We start from the raw sequence: 6,882 nt of genomic DNA on the forward strand, positions 1-6,882 counted from the left end.
TGGTGCAGCACCGAGATGCCGCGCCGCAGCATCTCCTGCTTCATGTCCTCGTTGACGGAGATCATGCGGCGTCCTCGTCGATGGGGTGTCGGGTTCCGGCCGGCGCCGGGTCCAGGCCGTAATAGTCGCGCCTCAGGTCCCCGTAGGTGGCGGCCCGGATCGGCACGGTGAGCCGGCCGGCGGCCGAGACGTCGATGGCGAGCAGCCGGTCGTTGAAGGCGGCCGGATCGGTGGCCAGCGCGCCGGGGAGCAGGTGCCCGTTCGGGTAGGCGCGCAGCCGCTCGGCCGGGGCGCCGAGGTCGAAGGCCGCCACCGGCAGGCCGGTGCGCAGCGCCAGGGTCAGCGCGTACGAGTAGGTCTCGGGCCAGATCGCCGGCAACAGCACGAGATCGGCCGAGAGCCGCCAGACCAGGTCCAGGGCCTCGTGGTCGCCGGAATAGCGCCCGGTCTGGGCGACGCCGACGCGCTCCAAGCCGACGGCGAGCGCGGGGTCCGAGTAGCCCACGATCCCGAAGTGCAGGGGCAGGTCCCGGTCCTGCGCGTCGGTGGCCAGCGCCTGCAGGAACAGGCCGCCCTTCGTGGCGCTGATCGCGCCGAGCACGGCGACGCGGCGGACGCGGCCGGGCCGCTGCAGGGCGGTCGAGCGCACCGACCGCTCCGGCTCGACGTGCGGCCGCACCGTGACGGCGAGGTCCGGGTACACCGCCCGGATCCGGGCTGCCGTGTCGCAGGACGGCGCGAACACCCGCGCGGCGCCCGCCAGGAACGCCCCGAACGCCGCCCGCCGCTCGCCCGGATCCGGCTCCTCGAACCCGTCCGCGTCCACCGCCAGGCACGACCGGCACTCGCTGACCGGCGCCAGGCCGCAGTAGCGCCCGTCCGGCTGCACCAAGTGGTTGCGGTGGCACACCGGCGAGTAGTCGTGCAGCGTCCACGCGTAGGGACGCCCCGCGCCCGCCACCACCGCCATCAGCGCCCGCGCCGCGCCCCAGCGCAGTCCCGCCAGCGAGTGCACGTGGATCAGCACCGGCGCCAGCTGCCCGACGAAGTCGGCGAGCTCGGCCGCGTCCCGCGGCAGGTACAGGCTGTCGAGGTTGGGCAGGTACAGGAACTCGGGGCCGCGATACGAGACGTGGACCTCGAGGTTGCGGGTCCGGTCGATCTGCAGCAGCACCACGCTCAGGCCCTCGGCCCGGGCCTGCGCGACCATGTCGTCGATGTGCCGCTGGATGCCCCCGCCCCAGCTGTGCGTCACGTAGAGCAGCGCCCGCCCCGAGAAGTGCCGGGCCAGCCGCGCCCGGTCGAGCCGCGCCCGCCCGCGCCGGCCGGGATCGGCCTGGACGAACTGCCCGACCCGGGCCGGGTAGTCGGGGTGCTTGGCCAGCAGCGCCGCCTGGCCCTGGACGTACTCGCCGCCCGCGTCGAGCCCGAACGAGATCTGGCCGGCGTGGTGGACGAACACGTCCTCGGCGAGCAGGTTGACGAAGCCGGCCTTGGTGGCGCGCAGGCACCAGTCGTTCTCCTCGCCGTAGCCCTTGCCGAAGGCCTCGGCGTCGAGGTCGCCGACGGCGTCGAGGGCGGCGGCGGTCATGTACATGCAGAAGCCGACGCCGGTGGGCACGGGCACGGCGCGGCCGCGGTTGACCTGCGCGGCCACGCGGTCGAGGTCGGGCCGGGCGATCTCGAGCGGCATGGTGTTGTTGGCGTTGAAGCGCGGGTAGGAGCAGATCGTGGCGTTGTTGGACAGGGGCGTGACGCTGCCCACGGGCAGCCCCGCGCCCATTCCCGCCCCTGCGCCTGCCCCAGCCCCTGCCTCCGTGCCGGACCCGGCCCGAGGCTCGGCGTTGTGTTCGGCGTGGGCGACGAGGCGGTCGAGCCAGTCGCCGAAGACTTCAGCGTCGGAGTTGAGCAGGACGACGGCGCGGCCCTGGCGCAGGCCGAGGGCGCGGTTGACCGAGCGGACGAAGCCGAGGTTCTGCTCGTTCTCGACGAGGTGGAACAGGCCGCGGCCGGCGAGGGCGGCCAGCTCCGCGGTGAGTTCCGGGTCGGGGGAGCGGTCGTTGACGGCGAGCAGGGTGAAGGGGGTGGCCTGGGGCGCCGACAGGCAGGCATGGATGGCGCGCAGGGTCTCGCCGCGGCCCTTGTAGACCGGGACGATGACGACGACGCGGGCCTGCGCGATGGGCAGGGCGCGGGGCAGGCGGTCCCAGGCGTCGGCGGGCGGGGCCTCCATGGGCGGGTAGGTGCCGAGATCCTCGGGGCAGCCCATCAGCCCGGCGGTCCGGCCGGTGCGCACGTAGTGCAGGAACGGCGACTCCCCCGGGGCGAGGAGGTGACCGTAGGTCTCCCGGTAGAACGCGATCGAGAAGGTCTTGCTCGGGTCCCGGCCCTCGTGCTGCCCGTAGGCGACGAAGTGGGCGAGCGGGGCGTCGGCGGCGTCGGGGTTGCGCTTGGCGTAGAAGGCGGCGTCGAAGAACGGCGCGACCGTCCGGGCCTCGTCGGCCAGCGCCGCCTCCCGCGAATCCGGCGTGCCGTAGCGGGGGTGGAAGGCGCCGGCCGCGATGTCGGTGCCGTGCATCAGCGCCGTGGCGAGGCGGTGGACGAGGGGCGCGAGGCCCGTCTCGCGCATCCCGGGATGCGCGTCGGCGTAGGCCTGCCCGTCGAAATCGGGCCTGGGATTGCGGCCCTTCCGCCAGCCGGTGTCGCAGTAGTCGCGCACCGCGTCCTCCGCCTCGGACAGGCCGTAGCGCGCCCGGTAGAAGCCGTGGTCGAAATGCCCCGCCACCAGCCGCGCCTGCAGGTCCAGGAGCGCGTCCCGGTCGAGGGTCTCCCGCCCGATCGCCCCCAGCCAGCCGGTGTCCTCCACCGGCGCCCGCGCCGGCCGCAGCCCGCAGACCCGCAGCAGCGCCGCCAGCGTCGAGCGTCCCGGCCCGGGATCGCGCAGCTCCCGCCAGCCCGCCTCGGCGAAGTGCAGGAACGGCTCGCGCCCGCCCACGTCCGGGTAGGTCGCCCGGTACCAGTCCGCGTCCACCGCCGGCAGGTTCAGCCGGTGCGGCGCCGCGAACGGCTCGCCCCCGGAGAGCCGGGTCTCGGCGACGTAACGGAAGAACGGGTCGTCGCTGACCGCCCGGCTGCCGGCCCGCGCCTGCACGTAGCCGGCCGGGTCGAAGTCCGGCCGCGGGCCGATCCGCGCCCGCCAGCCCTCCGCCACATAGTGGCGCAGCAGCGCGGCGTCCGAGGCCCCGGCCAGCGCCTCGGCCTGCGGCTCGGGCAGGCGCTGCCGGTAGTGGGCGGCGTCGAAGTAGGGGGCGAGCGTCTCGATCCGCAGGGCGAGCGCGGCGTCCGGGTCGGGCCGGGCGGGACCGCCGTGGAGGACGTAGTGGACCAGCGGGTTCTGGGTGGCGAAGGTGATCCCGCGGGTGAGGCAGTAGGCCAGGGTGTCGAATTGCGGCGCCGGCTCGCGGCCCTCGCGCCAGCCCGAGGCCATGTAGTGGTCGACCGGGTCGACGCCGGCGGCGGCGAGGTCGGGATTGCCGGCGAGGTAGAAGGCGCCGTCGACGAGGCGGCGGGCGAGGCGGTGGGCCTCGGCCGTGTCGGGCCTCGGCAGGGCGGCCGCCTCCCCCTCCCCGCCCGCCCCGCCGCGCCGGCGCGCGAGGGCGTGCAGGAGCGGGTTGATGCCGGCACGGGCGATGTGGGAGTGCCGGGCGAGGTAGGCGGCGGAGTCGAAGTCGGGGCGCGGGTCGCGGCCCGCGCGCCAGCCGTGGACGAGGTAGTCGCGCACCGGGTCGGCCGCGATCCCGTACCAGCTCGCGTAGAACGCCGCGTCGACGTGCGGGGACAGGACGGCGATCAGGCGCGCCTCCAGGTCCGCGCCGGCCGCCGCGCCCGCCCAGCGGCGGTGCAGCGCCGACGGCGTGGCCAGCGGGTCGCGCAGCCGGCCGAGGCGGCGTCGCATCCGCGTCAGGGCCGAGATCCGGCCGGTCCCGTCGGAGCCGCGGCGCATCTCAGGACTCTGCGGTGGGGCGTTCGCCGCGGGCCGTCACGGGGCGCGGGATCCGTCGGCCGCCCGCCAAGCGGGCGCGGTCGGGGCGCGGGGCTCTGATCGGGTCATGGGCGGCAGCTGGCGGGCAGCGTCGGAGGCGCGAGGCGGCGCGGGAACGATCGTCCTGTCGGACACCCGTCGCACTAACGGAACCGGCCGAGGCCGTAAACCGTGGGGCCCCATCGGCGCTGGCGCCGGAGGCCGCATCGGACGCCGCATCGGAGGCCGCGCCGCGCGACGGGCGCGACGGCCTTGCAGCCGACGGTATTTCGATATATCTGAAAATTAGTCATATCGAAATCGAGTCGAATCCATGCATCCCCGTCTCTCGGCCTTCCTCCGCGCCGATCCCTTCGACGCCTTCCGCGTCCGCGCCCATCGCGGCCCGATGGGCGGCGATCCACGCGGACGGCACGGGCCCCACGGCCACCCGGGTCGCGGGCCCGGCGAGCGCCGGATGTTCGGCCGCGGCGGCCGCGGCGACCTCGCGCGCTTCTTCGCCCACGGCGACCTGCGCCTCGTCATCCTCCACCTGATCGCCGAGAAGCCCCGCCACGGCTACGAGATCATCAAGGCGATCGAGGAGCGGGTCGGCGGCGCCTACAGCCCGAGCCCCGGAACCGTCTACCCGACGCTCACTCTCCTGGAGGAACTCGGCCACGTCACGGTGACCCCTGGGGAGGGCACCAAGCGGCTGCACACGATCACGCCGGAGGGGCAAGCCTTCCTGGACGGCAACCGCCCGATTCTCGAGGCGATCCTCGCCCGGATGGCGGAGGCCGAGGCCGCCCGGGGCGACGGTCCCCCGCCCTCGGTCGTGCGCGCCAAGGAGGGCCTGAAGCTCGCCCTGCAGATGCGGCTCGCCCGCGGCCCGCTCAGCGCCGAGCAGGCCGCCGCCATCACGGCCGCGCTGGAGGCGGCGACCGCCGCGGTGGAGCGGGCGTGACGGGCCGTCCCGCGACCGTCGCCGGGGCCTTTGCCGGACCCTTTACCGGGGCACGGCCGGTGCCCGATCCGCGGCCCGGCCGCCTCGTCCTCGGGATCACCCTGTTCCGGCCGCGGCCGGACCAGCTGGCGCGCGTCCGGGCCCTGGCCTCGGCCGGATACGCCGCGGTGATCGCCTTCGACAACGGCGGCCTCCCGGCCGGGGCGGCCGATCAACTCGCCCGGTCCGGCGTGACCCTGCTGTCGGAGGGCGCGAATCTCGGCATCGCCGAGGCGCTCAACCGGATCGCCGCTTCCGCCCGCGCCGCGGGGGCCGGAACCCTGCTCCTTCTCGACCAGGACGCCGAGCCGCCCGCGGATCTCGCCGCCGCGCTGCTGACGGCGCGGGACCGGCTGCGGGAGGCCGGGATCCCGGCGGCGGTGGTCGGCCCGGTCCCGGCGCCGGCACCGGGCCACAAGGCGCCCGCCTACCCGCCGCGTCCCGGCGCGCCGGCACGCGACGACCTCGCCCCGGTGCAGTTCCTGGCGACCTCGGGCTCGCTCATCGACCTCGACGCCTTCGCGCGGGTCGGGCCCTTCCGCGGCGACTTCTTCATCGACGGGGTCGAGCTCGAATGGTGCTTCCGTGCCTGGAGCCTCGGCTACGGCTGCTACCAGACCGACGCCGTCGCGATCCCGCACCGCGTCGGCGGCGGGACGGTCCGGGCCTTCGGGATCACGATGCCGCGCCAGCCCCTGTTCCGCATGGCGACCTACCTGCGCAACGCGATCTACGCGTGGCGGCTGCCGCACGTGCCGCTGCGCTGGAAGCTCGCCCAGGCCGCCTACCTGCCGCTCCAGGCCGGGCTGTACTGGGCGGATTCGGGCTGGCGGCCCGCCGTGCTGCTCAGGCTCCTCGCGGCCGCCCGCGACGGCGCCCTCGGCCGCCTCGGGCCGCCCCGGGACCTGCCGTGACCGACCGCCCTGCCCTCGACGTGGTGATCGTCAACTGGAACGGCGGCTCGCTGCTGCGCGCCTGCCTCGCGAGCCTCGCGGCCGCGCGGGACGCCGCGGCCGTGCAGGTCACCGTGGTGGACAACGCCTCCACGGACGGCTCCGCCGAGACCCTGCCCGCCCTGCCCCGCCCGCTCCGGCTGATCCAGAACGCCGCGAATCTCGGCTTCGGCCGGGCCTGCGACCAGGGCGCCGCCGCCGGCGACGCCCCCGCGATCCTGTTCCTGAACCCGGACACGCAGGTCGCGCCCGACGCGCTCGGCGTGGCTCTGGCCGCCCTGACGGCCGATCCGCGGACCGGGATCGTCGGCGCGCGGCTCGTCGATCCGGACGGGCGGACCGCGCGCTCCTGCGCCCGGGCGCCCTCGGCGCTGGGCCTCGTCGGCCGCGCCCTGGCGCTGGACCGCCTGGGCCTCGTGCGGCCGCACTTCCTGCGCGAATGGGACCACGCGGAGGACCGCGCCGTCGACCAGGTGATGGGCGCCTTCCTGATGATCCGCCGCGACCTGTTCCGGGCGCTCGGCGGGTTCGACCCGCGCTTCTTCGTCTACTGGGAGGATGCCGACCTCTGCGCCCGGGCCCGGGCGGCGGGCTTCGCGGTGCGGCACGTGGCCGGGGCGGTCGCCCACCATGTCGGCCAGGGCACGACCCGGCAGGTGCGGGCGCGGCGGCTGTTCTACTTCCTGCGCAGCCAGATCCTCTATGCCGGCAAGCACCACGGCGCCGGGACGGCCCTCGCCCTGGCGGCGGCGAGCTTCGGCGCGCAGGTGCCCCTGCGGCTCGCCCTGGCCCTCGCCCGTCGCTCCCCCCGGGAGGCCGCGGAGGTCCTGCGGGCGGCGGGCCTCCTGGCCGCGGCGCTGCCGGGGCTCGTGCCGGACCTCCTGCGCGCCGCGCGCGCGCGG

4 protein-coding genes are annotated in these 6,882 nt (G+C 75.9%); 3 read left to right on the forward strand and 1 reads right to left on the reverse strand.

Going from position 1 to position 6,882, the window contains the following annotated elements; all coding sequences use genetic code 11:
• Positions 1–61 precede the first annotated feature (61 nt).
• Complete coding sequence (locus tag ME121_RS32060) at positions 62–4,003, reverse strand: glycosyltransferase (protein WP_053622491.1); 3,942 nt, start codon at positions 4,001–4,003, stop codon at positions 62–64.
• Positions 4,004–4,355: 352 nt separating this feature from the next.
• Between ME121_RS32060 and ME121_RS32065 the strand changes: the two genes are divergently transcribed.
• The 3 genes from ME121_RS32065 to ME121_RS32075 form a co-directional block, all read left to right on the forward strand.
• Entirely contained in the window at positions 4,356–4,988 is a 633-nt protein-coding gene (locus ME121_RS32065; RefSeq protein ID WP_012318560.1) for a PadR family transcriptional regulator, read from the forward strand.
• Positions 4,985–5,941, forward strand: a complete 957-nt coding sequence (locus ME121_RS32070; RefSeq protein WP_012318561.1) for a glycosyltransferase family protein — start codon at positions 4,985–4,987, stop codon at positions 5,939–5,941. The genes ME121_RS32065 and ME121_RS32070 overlap by 4 nt, the downstream gene beginning before the upstream one ends.
• Positions 5,938–6,882, forward strand: a 945-nt coding sequence (locus ME121_RS32075) for a glycosyltransferase family 2 protein (RefSeq protein WP_059410277.1), incomplete at its 3' end; no start/stop codon positions are given. The genes ME121_RS32070 and ME121_RS32075, both read left to right, overlap by 4 nt.

This window comes from Methylobacterium sp. ME121, from assembly GCF_000974725.1.
In the GTDB taxonomy this organism is placed as follows: domain Bacteria; phylum Pseudomonadota; class Alphaproteobacteria; order Rhizobiales; family Beijerinckiaceae; genus Methylobacterium; species Methylobacterium radiotolerans.

Excerpts from the sequence above, each read along its gene's own strand:
- ME121_RS32060 (WP_053622491.1), bottom strand. The coding sequence starts at position 4,003 with ATGCGCCGCGGCTCCGACGGGACCGGCCGGATCTCGGCCCTGACGCGG.
- ME121_RS32065 (WP_012318560.1), top strand. The coding sequence starts at position 4,356 with ATGCATCCCCGTCTCTCGGCCTTCCTCCGCGCCGATCCCTTCGACGCC.